The organism is Anabaena sp. FACHB-83, from assembly GCF_014697485.1.
Classification (GTDB): Bacteria; Cyanobacteriota; Cyanobacteriia; order Cyanobacteriales; family Nostocaceae; genus Nostoc_B.
Genome location: NZ_JACJRY010000007.1, coordinates 295,060 through 317,670, shown reverse-complemented (window position 1 = coordinate 317,670; position 22,611 = coordinate 295,060). Strand labels below are relative to the sequence as shown.

21 protein-coding genes are annotated in these 22,611 nt (G+C 41.5%); 7 read left to right on the top strand and 14 right to left on the bottom strand.

Annotated elements, in window-relative coordinates:
• Positions 1 to 25: 25 nt before the first annotated feature.
• Positions 26 to 784, top strand: a complete 759-nt coding sequence (locus H6G79_RS12070; protein ID WP_199333928.1) for an amino acid ABC transporter ATP-binding protein — start codon at positions 26 to 28, stop codon at positions 782 to 784.
• A gap of 154 nt (positions 785 to 938) precedes the next feature.
• Here H6G79_RS12070 and H6G79_RS12065 read toward each other — a convergent pair whose 3' ends face one another.
• Both H6G79_RS12065 and lipB read right to left on the bottom strand, forming a co-directional pair.
• Positions 939 to 1,139, bottom strand: a complete 201-nt coding sequence (locus H6G79_RS12065) for a hypothetical protein (protein ID WP_190873811.1) — start codon at positions 1,137 to 1,139, stop codon at positions 939 to 941.
• Positions 1,140 to 1,298: 159 nt separating this feature from the next.
• Entirely contained in the window at positions 1,299 to 1,970 is a 672-nt protein-coding gene (gene lipB, locus H6G79_RS12060) for a lipoyl(octanoyl) transferase LipB (protein ID WP_190588883.1), read from the bottom strand.
• Between the two features lie 435 nt (positions 1,971 to 2,405).
• Here lipB and hpf point away from each other — a divergent pair, with 435 nt between their 5' ends.
• Complete coding sequence (gene hpf / locus H6G79_RS12055; protein ID WP_190588882.1) at positions 2,406 to 3,053, top strand: ribosome hibernation-promoting factor, HPF/YfiA family; 648 nt, start codon at positions 2,406 to 2,408, stop codon at positions 3,051 to 3,053.
• Positions 3,054 to 3,120: 67 nt separating this feature from the next.
• On the opposite strand, the gene H6G79_RS12050 is transcribed toward hpf, so the two are convergent.
• The 5 genes from H6G79_RS12050 to H6G79_RS12030 form a co-directional block, all read right to left on the bottom strand.
• Positions 3,121 to 3,579, bottom strand: a complete 459-nt coding sequence (locus tag H6G79_RS12050) for a peroxiredoxin (protein WP_190588880.1) — start codon at positions 3,577 to 3,579, stop codon at positions 3,121 to 3,123.
• A gap of 56 nt (positions 3,580 to 3,635) precedes the next feature.
• Entirely contained in the window at positions 3,636 to 4,187 is a 552-nt protein-coding gene (locus tag H6G79_RS12045) for an acireductone dioxygenase (protein WP_190588873.1), read from the bottom strand.
• Positions 4,188 to 4,467: 280 nt separating this feature from the next.
• Complete coding sequence (locus H6G79_RS12040; RefSeq protein ID WP_190588871.1) at positions 4,468 to 4,917, bottom strand: tellurite resistance TerB family protein; 450 nt, start codon at positions 4,915 to 4,917, stop codon at positions 4,468 to 4,470.
• Between the two features lie 178 nt (positions 4,918 to 5,095).
• Positions 5,096 to 5,233: a hypothetical protein gene (locus tag H6G79_RS12035; protein WP_062294792.1), complete on the bottom strand. Its 138-nt coding sequence runs from the start codon at positions 5,231 to 5,233 to the stop codon at positions 5,096 to 5,098.
• A gap of 778 nt (positions 5,234 to 6,011) precedes the next feature.
• Positions 6,012 to 7,394: a cobyrinate a,c-diamide synthase gene (locus H6G79_RS12030; protein ID WP_190588869.1), complete on the bottom strand. Its 1,383-nt coding sequence runs from the start codon at positions 7,392 to 7,394 to the stop codon at positions 6,012 to 6,014.
• A gap of 127 nt (positions 7,395 to 7,521) precedes the next feature.
• Here H6G79_RS12030 and H6G79_RS12025 point away from each other — a divergent pair, with 127 nt between their 5' ends.
• On the top strand, positions 7,522 to 7,761 hold the full coding sequence (locus H6G79_RS12025) for a type II toxin-antitoxin system HicB family antitoxin (RefSeq protein WP_190588867.1): 240 nt from the start codon (positions 7,522 to 7,524) through the stop codon (positions 7,759 to 7,761).
• Complete coding sequence (locus tag H6G79_RS12020) at positions 7,758 to 7,991, top strand: type II toxin-antitoxin system HicA family toxin (RefSeq protein ID WP_190588865.1); 234 nt, start codon at positions 7,758 to 7,760, stop codon at positions 7,989 to 7,991. The genes H6G79_RS12025 and H6G79_RS12020 overlap by 4 nt, the downstream gene beginning before the upstream one ends.
• 722 nt (positions 7,992 to 8,713) lie before the next feature.
• On the opposite strand, the gene H6G79_RS12015 is transcribed toward H6G79_RS12020, so the two are convergent.
• Positions 8,714 to 9,673 carry an aldo/keto reductase gene (locus H6G79_RS12015; RefSeq protein ID WP_190588863.1) on the bottom strand — a complete coding sequence of 320 codons (960 nt, stop codon included), beginning with the start codon at positions 9,671 to 9,673 and terminating at the stop codon, positions 8,714 to 8,716.
• Between the two features lie 80 nt (positions 9,674 to 9,753).
• Here H6G79_RS12015 and H6G79_RS12010 point away from each other — a divergent pair, with 80 nt between their 5' ends.
• Positions 9,754 to 10,344: a DUF1802 family protein gene (locus H6G79_RS12010; protein ID WP_190588861.1), complete on the top strand. Its 591-nt coding sequence runs from the start codon at positions 9,754 to 9,756 to the stop codon at positions 10,342 to 10,344.
• A gap of 610 nt (positions 10,345 to 10,954) precedes the next feature.
• On the top strand, positions 10,955 to 11,221 hold the full coding sequence (locus H6G79_RS12005; RefSeq protein ID WP_190588859.1) for a hypothetical protein: 267 nt from the start codon (positions 10,955 to 10,957) through the stop codon (positions 11,219 to 11,221).
• A 148-nt stretch (positions 11,222 to 11,369) separates the two neighbouring features.
• On the opposite strand, the gene ggt is transcribed toward H6G79_RS12005, so the two are convergent.
• Positions 11,370 to 13,169, bottom strand: coding sequence for a gamma-glutamyltransferase (gene ggt / locus H6G79_RS12000; RefSeq protein ID WP_190588857.1), 1,800 nt, complete (start codon positions 13,167 to 13,169; stop codon positions 11,370 to 11,372).
• Positions 13,170 to 13,322: 153 nt separating this feature from the next.
• Between ggt and H6G79_RS11995 the strand changes: the two genes are divergently transcribed.
• Positions 13,323 to 13,559 carry a hypothetical protein gene (locus tag H6G79_RS11995; RefSeq protein ID WP_190588855.1) on the top strand — a complete coding sequence of 79 codons (237 nt, stop codon included), beginning with the start codon at positions 13,323 to 13,325 and terminating at the stop codon, positions 13,557 to 13,559.
• Positions 13,560 to 13,563: 4 nt separating this feature from the next.
• Here the strand turns inward: H6G79_RS11995 and H6G79_RS11990 are convergent, their stop codons facing one another.
• The 5 genes from H6G79_RS11990 to H6G79_RS11970 form a co-directional block, all read right to left on the bottom strand.
• Positions 13,564 to 14,292, bottom strand: coding sequence for a phytochelatin synthase family protein (locus H6G79_RS11990; protein WP_190588853.1), 729 nt, complete (start codon positions 14,290 to 14,292; stop codon positions 13,564 to 13,566).
• Entirely contained in the window at positions 14,289 to 15,233 is a 945-nt protein-coding gene (locus tag H6G79_RS11985; protein ID WP_190588851.1) for a glycine betaine ABC transporter substrate-binding protein, read from the bottom strand. The genes H6G79_RS11990 and H6G79_RS11985 overlap by 4 nt, the downstream gene beginning before the upstream one ends.
• A gap of 3 nt (positions 15,234 to 15,236) precedes the next feature.
• The gene (locus H6G79_RS11980; protein ID WP_190588849.1) at positions 15,237 to 15,866 is read right to left on the bottom strand and encodes an ABC transporter permease; all 630 of its coding nucleotides are present in this window, start codon (positions 15,864 to 15,866) and stop codon (positions 15,237 to 15,239) included.
• Positions 15,863 to 16,621: an ATP-binding cassette domain-containing protein gene (locus H6G79_RS11975; RefSeq protein WP_190588847.1), complete on the bottom strand. Its 759-nt coding sequence runs from the start codon at positions 16,619 to 16,621 to the stop codon at positions 15,863 to 15,865. Before H6G79_RS11975 ends, H6G79_RS11980 begins: the two co-directional genes overlap by 4 nt.
• Before the next feature lie 378 nt (positions 16,622 to 16,999).
• Positions 17,000 to 22,513 carry a translocation/assembly module TamB domain-containing protein gene (locus H6G79_RS11970; RefSeq protein ID WP_190588939.1) on the bottom strand — a complete coding sequence of 1,838 codons (5,514 nt, stop codon included), beginning with the start codon at positions 22,511 to 22,513 and terminating at the stop codon, positions 17,000 to 17,002.
• Positions 22,514 to 22,611 lie beyond the last annotated feature (98 nt).

Sequence of the window (22,611 nt, the reverse complement as noted above, 5' to 3'; positions counted from 1 at the left end):
CTAATCATCTTATTTATAATGGGCTATGAAAAATTCTAACCCTATCATTATTTTTGAAAATATTGAAAAAAACTTTGGTTCCCTCAAAGTTCTTAAAGGAATCACTGGCGAAATTCAGTCAGGGGAAGTTGTGGCGGTGATTGGTACCTCTGGTTGTGGTAAAAGTACCTTACTGCGATGCTTCAATCGCCTGGAACGTATTGATCACGGTTCTTTGGTAGTGAATGGGATTGAATTATCACAATCTCATTTCAACAGTCAACAACTGCGCCAACTCCGTACCCAAGTCGGGATGGTTTTTCAACAATTCAATTTATTTCCTCACCTCAGCGTATTGGAAAATCTCACACTTGCGCCGCGTAAAGTTTTAGGCAAAACCGCCAAAGAAAGCGCCCAACTTGCGGGGTTATATTTAGAAAAAGTAGGTTTATTTGATAAAGCCTCGGCTTATCCCGAACAACTATCTGGTGGACAAAAGCAAAGAGTTGCGATCGCTCGTAGCTTATGTATGAATCCCCAGATTATGCTATTTGATGAACCTACCAGCGCCCTAGATCCCGAACTTGTCGGTGAAGTTTTACAAGTGATGCAGCAATTAGCCGCCGAGGGAATGACAATGGTAGTCGTCACTCATGAAATGCAATTTGCCAGGGAAGTTGCCCATCGGGTGATATTTATGGATCAAGGCATAGTAGCAGAACAAGGCCCAGCTTACGAAGTGATCACAAATCCAAAAAGCGATCGCCTACGTACCTTCCTTAGCCGCCTGAGTGCAAAAAATTAATCTGGCGTTGCATAATTGCGGGATGATTTATCTCACGCAGAGGCGCAAAGGCGCAGAGAGAATCAGGAGTTAAAAATTTCCAATACATCAAAATTCATTCCCTGACTCAGCAAGGCTGTTAATACAAATGACCAATGACCAATGACTAATAACTCTACAAATATTCCCGCAAGAAATCAAATGGATCATCTTCCCAACAAGGTTCAGGTGTCCTCAAGTGCAAATTCTTGTTGATGTCGGCTTCAATTTCGTCGCAGTCTTCCCTGTCAAATAGTTCTATCAACGCTTTCCAGTCGCGCTGTCTCAGGGAATTTAACGCAGGTGCATACATCTGAAAATTAATTAGGGAGTTCACACGCAAAATTTGAGTTGAGTTCTGTAACAAATTTCTCTTTTGGTTAGTAAACTACAATATTCTAACGTGGTTAGATAGATAACTTAGTCAGATTGAAGGATACTAAGTAGTATTTCCAACAAAATCAACTGCCACCAGAAAAAAATTGTTAAATTGCAATTATGGGGTTGATTCCACCACTTCAAAACCAAATACATCTGCGAAACATTGCACAATATGAGGACGCACTTGTTCGCAAGTAATATCAGGAATCCACTCTGCTAGACTGGCGACTGGTTTATCTGCAATACCGCAAGGGACAATATGTTGAAAGCCAGTCATATCAGGACATACGTTTAATGCAAAACCGTGCATCGTAATCCAACGGCTGACTTTAATGCCGATCGCTGCAACTTTGCGATTTTCTAACCATACACCAGTAAAATCGGGGATGCGATCGCCCGCCAAACCATAAATAGCCAACACCCGAATAATCACTTCCTCTAGTTGACGCAAGTACCAATGCAAATCTTTACGATGGCGGTGCAAATTTAAAATTGGATACCCCACCAATTGACCAGGACAATGATAAGTCACTTCGCCACCACGCTCAATTCTGTGAACTTCAAAATCACTGTGATCAAGGTCAAACTTGAGAAATTCTGGGGTTGCACCTTGTCCCAAAGTATAGACAGGCGGATGTTCTAGCAAGATTAACACATCATCGAGGCTGGGGTCTTGAATGCGTTCTGCAAGAAGCGATCGCTGCCATGCGTGTGCATCTGTGTAAGACATCAATTTTTTGTCATATAACAAACAACGCTTCTCTAGCGGTCTACTACTACGAATCATGCCAAAAATCAACTGAAGGAATAATGAAATATATTGCAACTTTGATCGTTGCAAGCAACAATTGTCAAGCTTTGCAAAGGATTTTAAAGGAACGTCAAGGGAACCTGCTATAGAAAATACAAAGTGCTAGTTTGAATATATAAATAACCGCAACGGTCTTAGGAGGAATTCTCTGCAATAAGCATCACGCCAAAATAAGAGGAAAGAATGAACTGGCTGATGACTCTAAGAATTAAGATACAAGCGCAGACATCCACTGCGGATATCAATACAAGGGAACGCGTGAAAATTGAAAGCAATAAATTATTTAGAGCCAACTCAGCAGTATATCAAACTAAAAAACTTGTTTTGGCAACAGTCATAGACCTTACCGCAACTTACTTTCACACAAAACAAACTCACATCACACATCACATATAGAGCGGGAGAGTTTACATGAAGCTTGTCATCCACGGCAAAAATATTGAAATCACCGAAGCAATTAGGGATTACGTGCATCAAAAGATAGAAAAAGCGGTTAGTCACTTTCAGAACATTACAAATGAAGTGGATGTCCACCTAAGCGTAGCTCGCAATCCCCGAATTAACCCGAAACAAGCAGCCGAAGTCACTATCTATGCAAATGGAAGTGTCATCCGTGCCGAGGAAAGCAGCGAAAACTTATACGCCAGCATAGATTTAGTAGCAGATAAAATTGCGCGACAATTACGCAAATATAAAGAAAGGCGACAAGACAAGAAAACTCAAAGTCAACCAACAAACGAAGTAGTCGTCCCAGAACCAGTAATACCAGATTTAATCGGCGATCGCACCCCCGAATTACCCAGCGAAGTCGTCCGTACAAAATATTTTTCCATGCCACCAATGACTCTCACTGAAGCATTGGAACAATTACAACTCGTGGGACACGACTTTTATATGTTCCGTAACGCCGAAACTGGAGAAATTAACGTGATTTACGAACGCAACCACGGCGGTTACGGTGTCATTCAACCCCGCAACAATAACGGCCATACTAACGGTAAAAACGGTAAGGTTTCCCTCAATAACATCATCCAGGAGAAATCACCCTCACTTAAATAAAGAGTGTTGAGTGCCGTACACTGAGCGAAGTCGAAGTGTACAGCACTCATTACTCATTACTCATCACTCACTTGCTGAGAGTTTGCAAAGTCTTCAATGCTTCTGTAACATGCCCTTGAAAGTTCAGCATGGAATCAAACACATACTGCACAACTCCCTGCTGATCAATCACATAGGTGACACGTCCAGGAAATAAACCAAAAGCCGCCGTCGCACCATATTGCTTACGTACTTGGTCGCCTTTGTCACTTAAAAGAATAAACGGTAAATTATATTTAGCGGCAAACTTCTGGTGAGATTCGCTAGAATCACCACTGACACCAATCACTTCCGCGCCAGCATCTTTAAACACTTCATATTGGTCGCGGAAAGCACAAGATTCGGCTGTACATCCAGGTGTATCGTCTTTGGGATAAAAGTATAGTACAACAGCTTTTTGACCACGGTAGTCTTTTAAGCTGACTGTTGTACCATTTTGAGCAGGTAAGGTGAAATCAGGAGCAATGTCTCCAACTTTAACAGCCATAGGTATTTATAGAATTGCGATCGCATCTTTTTAACTATGAATGATATTACGATAAATTACGGCTGCTGGCGTGCATCACTTAACTGCGTACCTGTGTAATTGGGTAGCCAACCCTCGGCTGAAGTGAAATAGCGCACAGCTTTAAAATTTAACGATGCTGTCAAACTACACCAATGCTCCACACCTGCGGGAATAGAAATATAGTCTTGAGATTGCACTAACAACTGGACTTGGCTACCATCTGGTCTGACAAAGCCAAAAATCATTTCTCCTGCTAAGACATACAGTGGTTCAGCCGCAGTATGAGTATGATAACGACTGTAAGTATCAATCAACATCTGAAGATTCGGCACACCTGGATGCACATTCAGCAAGTCACACCAGAGAGAACCGTTTTCTTGTTGGAGACATTCAAACACACCGTTATGCAACTCAACAATGTATTGCTTTTCTAAAGCTGTCAAAACATCCTGTTCTAAAAGATTTGTAAACAGTAGTGACGTTCCAGGGTCATAGTGCTTGAGATGTACACCAATAGGCGCAAGTTCACGCAATATCTCACTGAAATCGCTTTCGACTGTACCATCTTCTAGTAATAGGATTGCCATGACAAAAAACTTAATAATTAACTTTTAAAAACAGTATACTCAAATTTGCAGCAATAAGCCACTATTGCCCATCGATATACTGTGGTATTCACCTGAGTTATATAACTATAAACTCATATATAACCATACACTAAAACTAGAATTTAAATTATACTAGCCAATGGCAACAAATCATATTAACGGGAGAATATGTAACTTAGTTTTAAGCAGCCAAATCTATAACTTGAACTAAATCAAGTTAGAGAAAATTCCCATTGATATGCGTTAGACTACGTGAAACTCATTCGCTTTGATTCTTCACCATTAAAACTTGCAAGATTTTAATCGCGTTATCGCGTGGAATATCTAAAGCCAGATACAAGTCATTTAAAAAATTTTTTTCTTCTTCAGTAACTACGGTTTCAGTCATTACCAAATCAGCCGCAACCGCAAAAGCTACTTCTCGCAATTCTGGCGATAAAGATTCTTTAGCTGCATTAAAGAGAGCATTAAAACCATCACACCGCAGAATATTTAGGTTTTTTTCTAACAGTTTTTTGATAAATTCTTCAGGATAACTGCTAAAAAGCTTAAGCCGTGACAATACAGCAGAAATATTATGCACTTGCTGTTCTGAAAGTACAGCATCTGAGGTCACTGCAACCAAAGCAATAGCGGCAAAAGCTTCAGCTGATGTCAACTTTTCTGAGGCTTGGTTTTCTTTGCCCAAGATTTTGTCTACTAAATTCATGTGTGTTGCTCCTGGATTTTTGTCTCAGTAGCGCACAGTCACCTGGATGTTTTGGACTTGCAGGTAATTCTGCAACGCTGTGAGACTTTCACAATTTAGTGTTCCCAGGATTTCTTGACGGTGAACACCTACTTGCGCTTTGTGGTTTTTGGCAAGTAGTACACCTTATGGCGATAAATTAGCGTTCTCCTGTTTTTTCAATTGTTTCTATCACTGCTAACCCTATACCAGACGCTGCGATTAGCAGGACAGCTGATAACAAATAGGCGTTAGTAAGCATCCGCAGGGCATCATCAAAAAAAATATAGGTGGTCATTGCATCACCTTTGAACTCTGTGTGGCTAGTAGTACTTATTTTTCAACACGCTGACTATAGTTCCCGTTGAAAAATTCCTAGCAATTGCATCTTAACAAAACTTTAGCTCCTTCATCAGAGTTTTCTAAGTTTTTCTTTCTGAAGATTGTGTGAATTTCAGCATAATTTGGTAAATAAAACTACGGAAAATTTTTCCTGTAGAAAATTATGCTATGTTCATCACCGCGAAATTGGCTATTGAATTAGTAAATTAAATAACATATAGCCTGCCTTTTTCGATAATATCTCTCTAGCGAAGAGCAAAAAAGCCCTTATTTTTCAAGCAACATAGACTGCAATATTCAATATATTGTCAATTGCATACTGGTGAGAAAAGTTTTTGTAAATTAATTTTTAATTTTTAGCTATTTTTTCAATATTTTTTTTGATTAGTTCATTACTACTAGGGATGCAAAAACTGATGAAAGTGCTAGTTGTAGTTAATCGCCCAATTTGGTAAAGAATTGTAAAGGTCAACAGATGGATTTTCATACCATTTGGGTTTGCAGTTGCTCAATTACATCTGCACTTTCATCACAGCTTACGGGTTAGGATTAGCCTGGGTCGTGAGTATGTTGTTTTATCCAGGTGCAAAGTTATTGGGTTTGAGTTATTGGGATGCGTTAATGAAATGTAAGGCTCCATTCAATCAGGTGCGTTACGGCTAAATTTCCCATCTCTGACACGCTCAAGTCTTGACATTGCCTTAACACATCCTACTCAACTTCAACTTAATCTTTTAATTTTTACATTGTTGAATAAATCGCTGGGGAATTTCTGTACTAGCTCCCCAGTGTAAATGTATGTATGAAGCGTGAAGATTAATCGGTAAATTCCAGCCTTCAAAGCCCGTATTTTCATCGCAATCGTAGCGATAAGTATCAAACAGTGGTTGATGAGAATTGGCTTTTAAAGTCGAGCGATGAAATTCATGTCCGTAAACATTTGTTCCGACATTTACTAATAAACTATCTTGTAAAGCTATGGCTCGACGATAACCCAGTGTTAAGCGTTTATCCATACAAGCAGATGTGGGAATTATCCCCACCATTGGGTAAGATTTACCCTCAAAATCAATGATTTCTTGACACAAATACATCAAGCCACCACATTCAGCAATTGTTGGCATTCCTTGGAGAATCGCTGTTTTTACGGCTTGCAAAACATTGGTATTTTTGGTTAATTGTTGAGCAAATACTTCTGGGAAACCACCACCAAAATACATTCCTTGAATATTTGGTGGTAATTCTGCATCTTCTAAAGGACTCCAAAAAACTAACTCTGCACCCAATTTTTGCAATAAGTCGAGATTATCTTGATAATAAAAATTAAAAGCGCGATCGCACGCAACCGCAACCCTGACTTTACTGAGTGCTGAGTGCTGAGTGCTGAGTGCTGAGTGGGGAGTGCTGAGTGCTGAGTGCTGAGTTTTGAGTAAAGGTAATAAACTTTGCCAGTCAAAGCAAGTATCACCTAAATCTGCGAGACGTTCTATAACTGCATCTAATTCACTGAGTTCGGCTGTGGGGACTAAACCAAGATGGCGGTCAGGAATTGTAATATTATCTTGACGACGCAGCACACCGAGAATCGGCAATTGTAGAGATTTTAGAGCATCTTTGAGTAAAGAAAGATGGCGATCGCTCCCCACGCGATTCAGCACTAAACCAGCTATTTTAATTTTAGGGTCAAAGGTACAATAACCGTGAGCGATCGCCGCTACAGAACCCGATAACCGACTGCAATCAATTACCAACACCACAGGTAAATCTAGCAATTGTGCAATATGCGCTGTACTAGCAAAAGTGAAGGGGTGTAAAGTATTCTCTTCCCGACTTCCTATTCCATCAAATAACCCCATCACCCCTTCAACCAAAGCATATTCACTCGCTTGGCTGTGATGGCGAAAACATTGCTGAACGTAAACTTCACTAGTCAGCACTGGGTCTAAGTTGCGACAAGCAAGGCCAGTCACATACCGATGAAACATTGGGTCAATGTAGTCTGGCCCGACCTTGAAAGATTGTACTTGACCACCACGACGGCATAAAGATGCCAAAAGGGTGAGTGTGACTGTTGTCTTACCCACCCCACTACGTTCACCTGCAATTACTAAAGCCATTGAAAAAAACTACTGTGTACTATAGTTTAACTTGCGATCGTACTATTTTTATCAATATTTAAAAGCGTTTATTATAAAATTCAGCATAAGCTAAAAGTAGCCAAATCACTCGTGAGTTAAAAACATAATGCAGAATCACAGCAAACAGGTTTACAATTATACCGTTCTTTTAGAAAAAGAATCAGATGGAGGTTATCACGCATTTTGTCCTAGCTTAAAAGGCTGTCATTCTCAAGGAGATTCTTTTGAAGAAACGATTGAGAATATTACAGAAGCTATTGAATTATATATTGAAAGTTTAAAGGCTGATAATCAACCCATTCCTAAAGAAGATTTAATTGTTAAGCCTTTGAGTATACTAGTATGAGTAATTTTCCTAGTGTCAAAGCGAAGGATTTTATTAAAGTTGCCGAACAATTAGGCTTTTATTTTGACCGTCAGAAGGGTAGTCATGCTATTTACAAAAATAGCCAATGCCAGAGGGTTGTAATTCCTATCCATGCTGGGAAAGACATAAAACAAGGAACTCTAATGGGTATGATTCAAGACATAGGCCTTGACAAGGAGACTTTCTTTGAATTGCTAGGAAAATTATAGTATCCTGTAAAATTTATTAGAACTTACTCAATAAGGTTTTGAAAATCGTTTTATACAAGAGTCGCAAAAGCCAAACCCTGTACCCTGGATCGATTTTTCAGAAGAAGAAATGCTTGATTGGATGTTAGATTACTACAACGCAATAGTTAATTACTATGAAAATACTGTTAAAGAGCAAAAAGCACTGCTACTCTATTTAACTTAAATTGCTAATTGAAAATCATAGCTAAAAACATCAAAACCTGGTCAACGATGACCAGGTTATTGGGAATTCACAGGTTTCAAATTTTTTAAAATTAGCTAAACAATTGAGAGAGTAAACAACTAAGGTGGACTTAATAACTAGCAACTTCAGCAATCTTTGTTTTTCCGCTTTGGGATTTGGCTCTGCCTTTTGTATGCTTTGGCTTTCACCACATTTAATTAGGGCTTGCTGAAAATTTGCTTGGGCTACAGACGGGAGACATCAGAGTCATTTGCCCTTTTGGTTTGGTTGGAATCTGTTTGATGTCTTGTTATTCAATTTAGCACTTACCTAAGAAACAGCAACTAGTAGTTTACTAAAGTTGACATTTTGTTTATTCTTGCAATCTTTGTTGTTATTTTGTAGGACTTACGCACCAAAATTTTCTGTGGTGATTGGGTGAAAGGGTATGGGGTGTAAGGGTTTTGAATACCTACACCCTGACACCCTTCTTTCAAACCTTAATTATCAACTCAGCTTACCAATTCCACATGACTGGGTTGTCATCTAAATGATCGGTGACAATTCGTCCAATAGAGTCGATTTCGGCGATTTCTTCAGAGGAAAGTTTGACATCGGCGGCTTTGGCGTTATCTTGTGCTTGTTCGGGATAACGTGCGCCTGCGATCGCATTGGCTTGGGGTTGGGCAATTAACCAAGCTAATGCTAACTGTGCCAAGGTAGAATTATGGCGTTCGGCTATGGGGCGGAGTTTATCTAAGGCTTGGTGAGCGCGTTCAAAGTTTTCGCCCTGAAATAATTTATTCTTGGCGCGGTTGTCTTCTGGGGCAAATTTTTGGCCGCGAGTAAATTTACCCGTTAATAATCCTTGGGCTAAGGGTGAATAAGCCAAGATAGAAATTTGATTTTCGATACAATAGGGCAGAGCATCTTTTTCCACCGCCCGCCAAAATAGGGAATATGGGGGTTGCAAGCTATCAATTCGTCCATATTGTGATGCTTCTGCCAATTGTGCGCCAGAAAAGTTAGAAACCCCAATTGCTCTAATTTTTCCTTGCTGTTTTAGCTCATTTAAAGCGTTCATCGTTTCGGCGATGGGGACGATTTCGCTGTTAAAGGCACCCGCAGGCCAATGAATTTGATAAAGGTCGATATAATCGGTTTTGAGGTTTTTTAACGAGCGATCGCAAGCCTCAATCACTTGATCATACTTGAGATGGTTGGCAAAAACTTTTGTGGCATACTGTACTTGGTCGCGCACATCTGATAAAGCTTCGGCTACAATGCGCTCAGAATGACCTTCACCATAAACTTCTGCTGTGTCAACGGTTGTGATTCCGGCTTCAAAGGCGGCGCGAATGGCTTTAATCGAGTCAGCGTCTTCAATTCCCACCCACATCTTTTTGCCAGCTTGCCAAGTTCCAATAATAATGGGTGTGATTTCTACGGCAGATGTACCTAATTTTCGCTTTTCCATAATGGTTGTCTCATTACATTTCCCCGGATAGTTTCATACTTTAACGGTCTTAGCGTGAAATTAAATCAGAGTTACAGCAGATGCCGATGAATTTAACTTCGAGTTTATATGCTCTCAAAGAATGGTCTGTGGCGATCAATGCTTTGGAAACTGCCAAAACCATCATGTTGCTGCGTAAAGGTGGTATTCATGAGCAGAATGGAGGTTTTCAAGTTGCTCATGAGCAGGTTTTACTTTACCCAACTTTTGAACATCAACAGCCGTTTCTGCTAAAATCAGAATATGCAAATCTCGTCTGTCCCGTAACTCCTGGTTGGCATCCAGAAACAATTCGCATTGGCAGTTGGGCAGAGATTACAGATATTTTGCCGATTAGTGAGGAGTCTACTGTTAACGCGCTACTCCCGTTTCATATCTGGAATGAGTATTTTATTAGCGATCGCCTAAAATGGAAACCACGTCAGCCTTTGTATGTTCTGCTGTTACGCACTTATAAACTGCCCAAAGTCCAAGAAATTCCCTATCTGCCAAAATATGGTGGTTGCAAGTCCTGGATTGATTTAGCGCAACCAATTGACATTGCAGGTGCAGCACCTGTTTTGTCTGATACTGACTACTCACTAATAGTTAGCGAAATTCGCACGATTATTAGTGATTTTATTAAGTGCTGAGTGCTGAGTGCTGAGTGCTGAGTGCTGAGTAAAGATAGCGCCGCAGGCGCTGTAACCTGTAACCTATCACCCCTAATTCCACAACTCAGCACTCAGCACTTTCAACTCAGCACTCTTAGCCCAGCACTGATAACTAAATCTTACTGGTGTAACTAGTAAAACAAATGATTTGTGATTCAGTTATTTAGCAAAATAGTAACTCTTGTTACATACACTAATAGCAACCACAGATAACATGAGAAAAATCTTGCCCTCATAACCAGCAAAGTATCGCAGAGAAGCGTTATGTTTTTGCGCCTATCAGTGATTTTGCACCATTATTCAGTCATGGAGCCAAAGATATTGAGCTATTGTCATCGTTTTTCTACAAAATCCGCAGTATTTGACACTTTTTGCAAGTATCAAAGGTTGGGGATGGAGTGATTTTGTCTTGCTGTATCTTTAAAAACTGTCTAGAAAATCTATCTGATGGCTTACGTAATTTTACTAAACCAATTTGTAGGTATATGGACACATACTAGGGAAATTAAAAATTATCCCAGAAGATTGATGCAGTGCTTGACAAAAGTCTGCGATTATGCAATTTTAGCTAAACACTAAGGAGTTTGCCATGAATCGACAAATGTGCTGGTTATCGAAGTCTAGTGGCGACGGTGAGAAGATTTTGTATTTGCAAGTAGAAGCCCATAAAGGTTGGCGGCCTTACACAGCTTATCCGCAATTTGCAGTGCCAGATTATCAAATTCCTGGCGGTTCTAAGGGTTGGGCAACTTATCAAAAACTGCTGAAGGCGGGTTGGACACTAGTACCCAGTGCGCGAGCGAATGAATTTAGCACTCAAGTAGAATACTCAGAATCAATGGTGCAGAATCAATAGTTGCAGTTATAGCAAAGTGCTGAGTGCTGAGTGCTGAGTGCTGAGTAGAAACCCAGTAGTTTCAAGAGTTTCAGCTATAAGACTTAACAGATGTTTTGAGTGCTATATCTCGAAAAACGGCAGTGTTGCATTATTCTGTAATGACTGTCTACCAGCCTCTAGGCGAACCTTCACCGCGAGGATCGGCGGCTGCTTCTAGGCTGCCATCTGCTTGAGTGGCGATCGCGTTAACATTACCCCAAGGAGTGTTTTGTTCCTTGATGTTGTGTCCACGACGGCGTAAGTCTTGCAGAGTTAAAGCATCCAAACCCCAAGGTTCGACGCGCAATTCATCAGGAAGCCACTGGTGATGTATGCGTGGTACGGAGACAGCTGCACCAACGTCCATATTGTATTCCAGCACATTGAGAATCACTTGCAATACCTGAGTGATAATTGTGCTGCCACCAGGGGCCCCCACTGCCATTCGGAGGTGATTATTTTCTGTGACTATTGTCGGAGTCATACTCGACAGTGGTGTTTTTCGGGGTGCGATCGCATTTGCTGTGTTGCCAATTAAACCAAAAGCGTTAGGTACTCCTGGCGCAATCGCAAAATCATCCATCTCATTATTGAGTAAAATTCCTGTTCCTGGGCTGACTACACCCGCACCAAAACCAAGATTAATTGTAAAAGTCAGGCTGACGGCGTTACGTTGTTCATCCACAACGCAAAGATGGCTGGTTTCTGTAGATTCGTAGCGAGTGGCTGGCAATCTTAATGATTTGTTGGGTAGAGGAACAATTTGATTGCTAACTGTGCCAAACCGTTGAAGAATTTCTGGTGCTACTGGTTTGATTTCTGATGCAGGTTTCGCCACATCCATATTGATTTCTTGACGACGCTGTTTGGCGTACGCTGGGTTAATCAGGGCTTGTACAGGTACTTTGACAAAATCAGGATCACCCAAATATTGTGAGCGATCGGCGTAGGCTATCTTCATCGCTTCCGCCATTAGATGTAAACTGTTGGGATGATGCCACCCCCAAGCTTTTAAATCACTGTCACCGATAATGTTTAAAATCTGCAATAGATGAACGCCGCCTGATGATGGTGGTGGCATAGAACAGACTTTAGCTTGACGAAAACTACCGCAGAGAGGAGTTCGCCAGATGGGTTTGTATGCCTTGAGGTCGTCTAAAGTAATTAAACCCCCATTTTTTGCCATATCTGAGGCGATCGCACGGGCAATGTTGCCAGTATAAAAACTTTGGGGATTGTCGGCAATGGTTTCTAAAGTGCGTGCTAAATCTTGTTGGACTAATCTTTCTCCAGGCTGATAAAATTCGTCGTTGCGAGTAAATATACCTCTAGCGGCAGAATTTTGGAGAATTACAGGTTTGCGGTTTTCGTAAACTTGAATGGAACGCCAAGTGAGTTGTTTACTTAAGATAAAGCCATTTTTAGCCAGAGCGATCGCAGGTTTCACAACTTCCTTCCACGGCAACTTACCATAACGGCGATGCACCTCATACATCCCCGCCACCGTTCCTGGTGTCGCCACCGCCAAATAACCATTCACACTTGCATTTGGACGCACCTTTCCCTGTTCATCTAAATACATATTTCTCGTCGCTTTGATGGGTGCGCGTTCCCGAAAATCCAAAGCTTTCATCTCGCCAGTTTTCTCAAAATGCAGCAGCAAAAATCCCCCGCCACCAATTCCCGCCGAAAAAGGTTCAACTACAGATATGGCAAAAGTTGTGGCGACTGCTGCATCTACCGCATTCCCACCTTGGCGTAACATTGCTAACCCAGCCTCACTCGCCAGGGGATGTGCAGATACTACCATTCCCTTTTTGCTGCGTAGGGGTAAAGTGGTAGTGGCTGATGCAACTTGGCTGTAACAGAGAACGGTAAGGGAAAAGACGGTAAATACAACCTGTTTGGGTTTAGCAAAGATTTGCATTTTGATACTGTTGTATATTGCTATGTCTTAGCCTATCGCTTGATATCGCAGTTAATTATTTAAATTTTCATAGATCAATACTTTCTAAATTCATATCAATATCATCTCGCTACAATAAAGTAACGAGTGCTTAAGGGAGCAGGAGATAATCTTATGGAATCAAAACCACGCATCTTCAAACAAACCGCTAAAGAAACAACTCTACTGTTTGCAGGGGGGGCTGGTGCTGGACTAATCATCTTTGCCCTGTTCGGCGGACTATGGCACATCACTCACTTTTGGTGGGTGATGGCAGCAACTACAATATTTTGCGGTTTATTAGCTGTAGTGTTCCGCCAAAAATTCCAGCAGATGTTAAATGCTTTGATGGACAATGCTCCGGGGATTTAGGAACTTAATTAACTTTACTCACTAAAACAAAGCCGCGTGTCTTACCGGAAACTGTATCTGTGGTGTTTATCGCCTTCCATAAATCCGCGGCTTTCACCCACACTGGTGGATATTTATAACGAGAAACATCCATAATTAAAAATCTATCTGTCTGCTCATTGTAAGCTGCGATGGGTGAAATATGTCCACCTTTTTCTTGACCAATTTCTTTACGTAAATAATTCACTATGACAAAATTATTAGATTGCTTTAAATTTGTCGAGACTAGCTTACGAAACTGTTCTAAATTAGTATCGGCTGCATGATAAACCTTGACTTGGACATCATAACTAGCAATTAATCCGCCTAATTCTGCTAAAGTCATTCCTTGACGAGCGACAACTTCAGGTGCAATGACTTTTTTAGTTTTTTCATTGCTAAAAAAGTTTTCTTGGGTGAACACTCTATAAGGAGAATATTGTGGTGATTCTGGTGCGACAACTCCTAAACTATTTAACACCATCACACTACTAGCCACACCACAAAAAGCTTGATTATGTTGCGTGACAAACTGCATACTCAAAGAAAAGAAATCCTCTCTGGAGCGACTTTGAATTAATAACTTCTCTCCCTCCTTAGAATTAAAAGCAATCAAGTTATTGGAAAGGGGTAATGTTTGAGCAATAACAGTTCCACTAGAAACACACAGCCAGATAATTGCAGTTTGAAAAGTTGTGTTTAACTTAAAACTCATAACCTCTCCATATAAACACTTTGCGCCTCCGCACCTCTGTGCGAACCTAAACCCTTAGATTTAAGAAACTCACGCACAACTTCTTTAATATCTCGTAATTCGCCTTCAACTAAATAATTTAACTGCCGCATTTCATCTGCGGAAATTTTACCAGAAAGTTGAGCGATCGCACTTTTCAACTCCGGGTATTTATTCAACACTTCTTGTCTAACAATTGGTGTAGCTTCGTAAGGGGGAAAATATTGTTTATCATCCTTTAATACAGCCAAACCTAAGCGCGTAATTTGTCCATCAGTCGAATTTCCCGCCACCATATCTACTTGCTTCTGCACCAAAGCTCGATATATTAAACCCAAGTCCATAATTTGCGGTGGTTTAGAAAAACGCAAATCGTAAGTTTTAGCTAACCCTGGAAAACCATCTTCTCGTTCTAAAAATTCGTAACCAAACCCGCCGCGCCATTGGGGTGTATATTGGGCAACCTGAGATAAAGTTTGAATATTATATTTCTTGGCATCTTCACCACGAATTACCATTGCGAAAGTATTTTCAAAACCTAAGCTAGGCATAACTTCCAGCTTAAATTTTTGGTCATATATTTGTTTTAATTTCTCGTAAACTACTTTTGGGTCATTGACAGCTTTTTGTTTTAAAATACCAGTAAAAGCTGTACCCGTGTATTCAATATAAGCATCAATTTTCCCAGCCAGAATAGCATTATGACAAACAAAAGAACCGCCTAAACGGGGACGACGGACAACTTTGAGATTAGTTGTTGCTTCAATTTGTTGGGCTAAGAGTTCGCCTAAAATATCTTGTTCGGTAAAATCTTTAGAAGCAACAACAATATCGCCCGTGGTATTATTCGCGCTAGGGTTACAAGCTGCGATCGCCACTACTAAAGTAAAAGTTAAAATAAAAAATATTAAAAATCTTTTCATTACTTATTTAACTTTTAATTTGGTTTCCAACAACCCAATTAACAAATCTGCCAGTAAAGCAATCATGGCTGCTGGTACTGCCCCGGCTAAAATTAAATCATTATTTACTACCGCAATACCGCGAAAAATAAACACGCCTAAACCACCAGCACCAATAGCAGCAGCAATAGTGGCAATACCAATACCTATCACTGCCGCAACTCTCACCCCTGCTAAAATTACACTCATTGCTAAGGGAATTTCGACTTGTAATAATAATTCTTGATCAGTCATTCCCATGCCTCTACCAGCTTCGATAATTGCCGGATCTACACTGGTAATACCTGTGTAAGTATTGCGAATTATCGGCAGAAAAGAATATAAAGTCAAAGCCACAATAGCTGGGACAACACCAATTCCACCAATAATCGGCACAGGAATTAGTAAACCAAATAATGCCAAACTTGGAATGGTTTGCAATACATTGGCAATACCAAGAATGGGTTGACGCAACCGAGTTTGACGGGTAATTAAAATACCTAATGGAATGCCAACAAGTGTGGCAATTGTAATGGCAATGCCTACCAAAAATAAATGTTCCAGCGTGTGCTGTAAAATTTCTGGGGCATACTTAATCAAAAAAAAGTCTTTCATAAATTGTCTTGCAGAGAACGCAGACATTGAAGAAAAGCTAGGCTTTCTGGATGTTGCGATCGCAGAAACTCCTCCTTTGTACCTAATACTACCAGTTCTCCGTCATACATTAACCCAATTCGAGAAGCTAAGACAAACGCCTCTTGGATATCATGCGTCACAAACACCACTGTCTTACCGAGTTCTTGCTGTAACCGCCGAAACTCCTGTTGCAATTCTAAGCGTGTAATAGGGTCAAGTGCGCCAAAAGGCTCATCCATTAACAAAACTGGAGGATCTGCGGCTAACGCTCTCGCTACGCCTACCCTTTGTCGCTGTCCCCCCGAAAGTTGATGGGGATAACGCCCAGCAAACTGCACAGGATCTAACCCTACCAATTGCAACAATTCATAAACTCTTGTTTTAATTTGTTTTGGTTTCCAACCTTCTAAACTAGGAACTAAACCCACATTGCGTTCTACAGTGAAATGGGGAAATAAACCAGTTTCTTGAATGACATAACCAATTTTGCGCCGCAGTTTAATTTCATCCCATTGCTTTGTCGGAGTTCCATCAAATACGACTTCACCTGTGGTTGGCGTAAACAGACGATTAATTAATTTCATCGTGGTAGTTTTCCCGCTACCACTGCGTCCAAGTAATATTAATGCTTCTCCTTGACGAATCGAAAAATTAAGATTTGATACTAAATTGCGACGGTTGCGGCTAAAGCTGACATCGCGGAATTCAACAGCAATTGAGCGATTTTGCGACATAGTTGACTGTTGGTCGTTAACTTGAAGCTATTATTACTGATTTTGCTGATAAGTAAATATAGACTTTTGTCTCACGCATAGACGCGGTAGCGGCTTCCCGCAGGGTAGGCGCAAAGGCGCAAAGAGTAAGATGTCATTACGAGGAGGTATAGGTCTGTAAGTGTTCAAAACCCTTATATAGCAATCCTAAATCATTTGTGAAATTCTCTTTCTTTTCTTTCTTTGTGTCCTTTGCGTCCTTTGCGGTACCCTTCTCCCAAAGGGAGACGCTACGCGAACGGGAAGCCGCTTCGCGTCTACGTTAAAAAAAATACTTTTTCACAACTTCAGATAGGATTGCTATACCCTCACAGACAACCATTGTGCGTAATGTTGATGTTAAAATCGAGTTTCATATTCAAAGAACAGTAGATTTTCATTGCCCAAATCGGTTGCGCCGCGTACTAAAATTTCGTCATTGAGCCGATAAAGGACGTTGTAACGGAAGGACGCATCACTACTAAATAATGGTCGTGATAAAGAAACAGAAAAATCTCGATTTAGGTTGAATACACCTTCGGCTGATAAATCGAGAACTGATGAGCGTCTTGCTGTTTGATCTGTAATGGGAGTAGGAAAGATGCGAAATTCACTAAAACCAATTGCTTGACCGATCGCAGTAATCGTACCTTGTAAACTACCTAAAATCGTCGTGCCAGCAAAATTAGTTAACCCTTGGGTGATATCTCCGGTTTGAGCAAAATTATTCAAAATTGAGCCACCCAGTAAAGCGACAATTTCTCCTTGACTGCGGCGGGGTTGACTTGTCAATTCTAAATTTTCGTTTAATCTACTAGCCCGTCCTGTCACCCTTGCTTGTACGCGCACGGTGCGTAAAGTGCCAAAATTGATCGCAGAAGCATCGCTGATTTCTGCCGATGCAGGGGATCTTAAAATCCGATTATTGATTGCTGAAGTTTCAGGAACGATCGCTAACAGTCGCACATTCAAGGTAGGATCAAGTCCTTGACTGGGGGTAAAGATGGCTGTTTGTTCATAGCCGCGTTCTAAGGTGAACTCGGTGCTAAATAAACTGACTCTTCCGCCTGTTAATCGAATTTCTCCTTCGGGGAGAGGTTTGGCTAATGTACCGTTAATTGTTAAGTCACCTTTGGCGTTAAAACTGAGTATGGGTTGACTAAAGCCGCCTACTCCCGGTACAAAACTGAGTAAAGATTGACTTGTCACCCGCACATCATCACCCAAACTCAAGCGTAAGTTGTCAAACGCCACAGGTAAATTAGGTCTAGTTACAGCAGCAGTAGTCGTAGAGTTAGGTTTAGTTTCTGTGGGTGTAACGGCACTAATATTGATGTCAATATTATCGTTTGTTGTTGGTTGAGTGTTAGCAGTGGTGGAGTTGCCAATAATTACCTGTCCATCACTCAGTTCAATTTCACCGCCAATTTGTGGTTTGAGTGCTGTTCCTTGAATCACCGCATTACCGCTCACACCACCTGCATACAAACCAGGAACTTGAAAATCTAGGGGTTTTTCTATTAATACTGTCAAAGGATTGGTTGTATTGGACTGGGGTGTAAAAATTGGCAAAATTCCCGATGCTGTGACTAACCCTTGATTGTAATTAGCTTGAATACCTTCTATATTTATTATATTGCCGTTAAACTGGGCTGTTCCCGTGACATTTGTGAGCGGTTCCGATAAAGCTTGAGCGCGAATAGTAGCATTATTCAATGTGGCATTGCCGTTAATAATTGGCTGGTTTAAAGTCCCGCCAACATTCACAGCCACTTGTCCTTGTCCATCTAGCCATGAGACTTGATTGTTAGTCAGCAGATTTAACAGTGTTAAACCTTCGTTACTCACATTCGCCTGGACACTAATTTGATTACTAGCTGGTTTGGCAAAGGTAAAAGGTAAGGGTGCAGGAATACTACCTGTAGCTGTAATGGGTTGAGTTCCTGTCAGCAGTAGCGCACTGTCAAAATTTAAGCGGGCATTTTCGTAGGCAAATTTTACCTGTCCTGTCTGCACTGGTTGGTTATTCAGAGTCGCATTCGCCAGCGATACTTCACCATTCACACTGGGGTTGAGGAAATTACCTTGCAAATTAGCCACAGCATTCACTTCACCTGTGACATCTAGCGGATATTGGGCAATAAACGGCTGAAATAAAGATAACGGTAAACTCGCTACATTTAACTGTCCCGCCAGTTGGTTCAAGCCTAACTTGCCGGCAAAAGCTACCTGTCCTTGATTGATGCCAATACTCAAGGGTGAGAGAGTAATTACATTATTGGCAAAATTACCTTGAGCAATGACTTGATTAATCGTATATTGTCCCCATTGCCAGTTATTACCTTGGAGATTAAACCCGGCATTTAACCCAGATTTTAAAGAACCACTGGCTACTAAGGTTCCATTCAAAGCACCTGTTAATTCTGCCAAGCTGGGTAAAGGTGGTGCTTGTTTTTTCGCTTGCTGTTGTTGCTGTTCTGTGGCTGTGGCAATTTTAGAGAAGTATTCTAGCTGTCTGAGCAAGTCTGCATTTGGTAAGCGCACAGATGTGGTGTTGAGTGCGGTTGCACCTGCTAGTGTGGGTGGTTCTGTACCTGTACTTAAATCTTGAAAATCGTAGATATTAAACGCTTGTAAAAGTTCTTGTATTCTCGTTTCTACTAAATTCGCTTGGACTTGAAATTGGGGGTTATTGCCAGTTTGCACACTCCCACTGAGGGCGATGCTACTTTCTCCCAGACGTAAGAGACCATTAGTTAAGTTAGCCGAACCATTGGCATAGTTAAAACTACCACGAAATTCTTCAGCTGAAACTCTGGCAACACGGGGCTGAGAAATTGCCACATCTCCCGCCAAGGCATAATTATTCAGATTAACTACTAAATTGCCTGATAATTGCCCACCCAAGGGTTTTAAATTATTGTTAGGTAAAAAGCCGCCAACCAAAGCGATGGGAAATTGTTGGGCGTTGATAATTAAATTATCTCCCTCGGTTCTACCTGTGGTGACAGCGCCATCACGCCGGACTAAAAAGGAAGTTGGGCGATAATTACCATCGAGGTTCAAAGCTATCCTATCTTGTGTACCTGCGAGGCGCAGACTTCCCCCTTGTCCGCCTTGAAAATTCACATTACCAGTTAAAACGGGGTCAAATGCCACGTTTCCGACATTGAAATTCCGCAGTCGTACATTACCTGTGGCTTGGGGGACTTCTGGAGTACCTGTGACTCGCCCATTAAAATCGATAAAACCTGATAAGGCGATATCTCCGGGAACTTGCACACCAGTATTGTTGAGGTTGAAATTCTGCGCCAGGACATCAAAATTAAAGCCGGTGATTTTCGGTGTACCTGTTGCTGGTAATTGTACAGCGATCGCACCACTCGCACTTACCCCCGGTGTCGTCGCCCGTGGCACAATAATTTGCTGACCATTCCAGCGAAACTCGGCTGACAATGGTTGTGCTAACTGTGCTATTCCTTGGTTGGCGCGGAGTTGTCCGGCGGCGCGAATATCTGCTAAGGCAAAAGATTTTGTATTCCCAGCCACCTGCACATTCCCATTCAGCCTACCGCGTAGTTGGGGTGAAAAACGGTTGAGTTGAATTTGAGAAGCATTTGCCACTGCTTGCCAGCGACCATTATTCAGGTTAGCATCCCTAATGTTAACTGTACCCCCCGCCACACTCAAGTTTGCTTGTCCAGAAGCTTGAATAGTTTCTGGTTGGAAAGATTTCGTGCTGCCTGATAAATTCACAGAAGCACTAGTTAATACTCCCTGAAATTGGGCAGGAATCTGGGAAAAACGGCTGAGTTGAATTTGGGAAGCATTCGCCACTGCTTGCCAGCGACTATTATTCAAGTTAATATCCCTGATATTGACTCTACCCCCCGCCAGGTTGAGATTTGCTTCCCCTGTGGCTTGAAAAGATTTCGTACTACCCGACAAACTCACCGATGCACTCGTTAATACACCTTGGAATTGGGCGGGAATTTCTTTAAATCGGCTTAACTGAACTTTTTCGGTATTAACAACAGCTTGCCAACGGTTTTGGGAAACCCGCCCCTTAGCAGTGATGGTATTACCTGCTACATCAAACACAGCCGTTGGCAAAACAAGATTCTGCCCTTGTTGCTCAATTACTGCTGCACCGATAGTTGGGTAGGTAGCATTCGGCGCTTGTACTTGGGCGACTGTCCGCAAATTCCCCAGATAGCCAAACACCCTAGCATTGGCTGAGACATTCCCAACTTTGATGCTAGATGCAGAGTTGTTGGTTTTGGCGATGACATCCCCTGGCAAATTTTGGGCGAGAACATTCAACAATACTCTACCTTGGGGCGCTAGTTGCACTTGACCACCGCCGACAATTTGCCCTCCGGCTGGTGGTTGCACTAAGATTCTGGCAATGTTGAGGATTAAAGGTTGTTTGCCGAGGGAGCCAGTGATTTGTGTATTAGCTGAGACATTACCGATGCTAATTGGTGGTGTAAACCCGTATCTTTGCGCCAGTATATCTCCTGAAATACCTTCGGCTTGTAGGTCAAATTTTACTCGACCCCCTAATATTGCTTGACCACCACCTGTAATGATTCCACCTGCGGCGGGAACAAGTTTGAGATTTGAGACGGTGATTTGAGAAGCATTTTTATTGACATTGAGGCGAAAGTCAGTATTGACAGCTTGGAACTGCACCCGGTCAACTTGCAGAGGTTTGGTGTTGCTGACTGTACCGCTAAGAACTGGCTGTTGCAGAGAACCTTGCACCTTGACCTTGGCTTGGACTTCTCCAGTGGCGACAACGGGAGATTTAACGTTGAAGGTATCTAAAAGATTTTTCGCACTGACGGGTTTTACCTGGGCAGAAAGGTCAAAACCTGTTTTGAGATTGACTGTACCATTTGCCAGGAGAGGAACTTTGCCCAAATTTGTGGTGAGATTATCTAATGCGATCGCCTGACCTTGAAATACTAATCTACCGTTAGAATTAATGAAGCGTTGGGGTATATTTTGAATTTGGGCTGTGACTTGATACGGAGTAGCTGTCCCGGTAATCGCTATCTCTGACGCATTTGCAGGAATCTGCACACCCAAGTCAGCACTAACTCTTCCTGCTTGCAAAACAATGGGTAACTGAATTAATCGACTAACATCAGATGCTAGTAAACTTTGGGCGACAACCTGTAGATTAGTTTTTTGTGCTTTTGGTTGTGTTGACCCAGTAATTTTAACCGCACCACCTCTAGCAAATTGACCATTAATTTCGTAACCAATCTCTGTATTATTTGGTGCAAATCGCGCCCCACCAGCGAATTGATTAATTATTACAGAACCTTTTGGTTTAGTTGGTGCAGGGGCTGGTAAAAGTTCTACACTGCCATCAACAATTTGCAGTGTTTGTAATTGCGTTTGAATAATTCCTTGACCTTCGCCACTGTTCACCTCTGCTGTCACCCAACGACCATCTTGATCTTGTTGAATAAACACACGCGGCTGCACCAAAGTGACATTTAACGGTAGTGTACGGCTGAAAATGACTGGTAACAGCGCAAACTGCACCTCAACAGCCTTTGCTGTTACTTGGTCAGCATCAGTAGATGTTGCAGGTATGGATAAAGAACTAAATCTCAGGCTCGAAAGTGAAAAAGACTCCACTTGTCCTAGATTAATTGGTCGTCCTAGTAATTGTTCTAGATTTGTCTCTACTAACGGCGCTAAATCGTTATATACATAATTTCTTGCCCACCAAATTCCTGATGCAATACCAGCAAGCAAGAAAATTCCTATAACTAAACTACTACGACTGAAAAGTAGGAGATATAAACGACGGTTAATTGGCTCCTGATCATTCTCTGAGTTGGGAGGGCGCGTCATTTCCGTTACCAGCAACGCTATCGAGTAACAAAGTTTATTATTACCCGAAAACACCATAGTTGTTTTGCCGAAGTTTTCAAAACTTGTTCTAGATAGAT